The organism is Ruminococcus sp. YE282, from assembly GCA_900101355.1.
Lineage (GTDB): Bacteria > Bacillota > Clostridia > Oscillospirales > Acutalibacteraceae > Ruminococcoides > Ruminococcoides bromii_A.
This window is the reverse complement of the sequence record FMUV01000076.1, coordinates 1-2,014: the sequence shown is the minus strand read 5'-3', so window position 1 is coordinate 2,014 and position 2,014 is coordinate 1. Positions and strand designations below refer to the sequence as shown.

Annotated in this window: 2 protein-coding genes; both read right to left on the bottom strand. The window is 36.2% G+C overall.

Annotated elements, in window-relative coordinates:
- Nucleotides 1-102: 102 nt before the first annotated feature.
- Nucleotides 103-588 (bottom strand): 23S rRNA (pseudouridine(1915)-N(3))-methyltransferase RlmH, encoded by a 486-nt coding sequence (rlmH, locus tag BLP46_RS12725; RefSeq protein WP_092979423.1) that lies wholly within the window; start codon nucleotides 586-588, stop codon nucleotides 103-105.
- Between the two features lie 21 nt (nucleotides 589-609).
- Nucleotides 610-1,398 carry an MBL fold metallo-hydrolase gene (locus BLP46_RS12720; RefSeq protein WP_167669280.1) on the bottom strand — a complete coding sequence of 263 codons (789 nt, stop codon included), beginning with the start codon at nucleotides 1,396-1,398 and terminating at the stop codon, nucleotides 610-612.
- Between the last annotated feature and the right edge of the window lie 616 nt (nucleotides 1,399-2,014).

Sequence of the window (2,014 nt, the reverse complement as noted above, 5' to 3'; positions counted from 1 at the left end):
TCATTTTAAAGGTTTTTTTACAAATATGCTCTACTTTTTTACTTTTATTTTTGTAGGCTCTTTTTGTTCTTACCCCAACTTTTATTATAGAGCCTAAAATTCTTACTTGTGATATTTTCCGTTTGATGATATTTCAAATGCTCTGTATATTTGCTCCGATAAAATCATTCTTGCCATTTGGTGCGGAAATGTCATTTTGCTCATTGAAAGCCGAAAATCCGCCCTGATTTTGACTTCATCGCTAAGTCCGTAACTGCCGCCGATTACAAAATCTATTGTGCTTTTGCCCCCGACAGATACATTTCCTATGAGCTTTGACAATCCCTCGCTTGAAAGCATTTTTCCCTCAATGCACATAGCGGCAACATAATCGGACGGCGTTATTTTTTGCAAAATCTTTTTGCCCTCGGATTGTAAAACTTCATTGATTTGCGCCGAGTTTGGCGTGTTGCTCCTTATGCGTTCTTCCGAAAGCTCAATGATTGAAAATTTGCAAAATGCAGATAGCCGTTTTGAATATTCGGCAATAGCGTCGGTGAAATATTTTTCTTTAATTTTTCCAATACAAATTATATTTATTTTTATCATAATTTAAGTGATTGACCTTAACTAAAATATTACCGGTCTAAGGTTGGGTTCAGCCGGCGCAATGTCGAGTGTGAAATCGGTTTTATACTTTAATCCTGCTGCTGCAAGGGCGTCTATTGCCGTATTAAGCGCAATTTGCGGTGTGTTGTTTTGTTCGCTCAGGTGACCGAGCATAAGTCTGAGCGTGCCGCCTTTTACAAGTCCTGCAAGTTCATTTGAGCAGGCAAGATTAGAGAGATGTCCCTTGTCAGAAAGGATTCTGAGTTTCAGCGGATAAGGATAGCCGCCGTTCTTGAGCATATTAATATCGTGATTTGATTCCAGAACAACAAAGTCGCTCTGCATTGCGGCATTTCTTATTGTTGGCAGCATAACTCCCATATCGGTGGCAATTAATGCGGATTTTCCGTCTGAGGCAGTAACCCTGAAGCAACAGCTTTCTGCTGCGTCGTGCGGAGTATCGTATCTTTGCACAAGCATATTGCCGACAACAGCCTCGTCCTCAATCACGTGTGTAACCGTGTCGGGATTAATCTTATTTGAACGCTCAAGGGCGTCAAGAGTTCCGTTGCTTGCATAAACTTCGTAATTATATTTTTTGCAAAGCACACGCAGGGCACTGCAATGGTCGGTGTGTTCGTGGGTTACAAACACGGCACCGATGTTTTTCATACTGAGTCCGTTTGCCTGCATTGCATTTTCAATCTGCTTGCACGACCTGCCTGCATCTATCAATACACCCTCGGTTGCGTTGCCTATGTAATAACTGTTGCCTTTGCTTCCGCTGAAAAGCGGTACTGCTCTTGCCACAAAATCAGTCCTTATCTTTAATTCCGCTTATATAATATCATATTTTGCCGTTTATTACAACACGGACAATCAGTTGAAGCAAAGGCAAAAATTTGATAAAAAGAAAACTCTCCGAAGTTCATTCGGAGAGTTTCAGGGAGAATATCAAAGGATTAAATAAATTATGAAAACTATGAATTGTCAATATTGGCAAAGCAAGAAATCATTTTGTAATATTAATTATATAATGAATATTAAATATTGTCAACAAGTACACAAAATGTTAACAAAGAAATTTTTAAACGATTTATTTGCTTTATTACTATATAACATAATATTAAATGCTAATAAAACATATTAAGTTAATACAATAATAAATTTTACTAACCTTTGCAATTTTGCGTGTTACTATTTATTTGTATATAAATTAAATTGGTTATACTTCATAAATATGCTTAATAAATTTTATAACAATTTGTTTTAAAAACATTGCTATATTTTGTTAAAAAGCGTATAATTTAATAAAATAATCAATTTAATTGTTTTTTTGGCGCATTGTAAAATGAGGTTGCAACAATAAAATAAATAGTCCATAGAGACGATTCTGTAGTAGAATTGAGTTACCACTCACCAATTC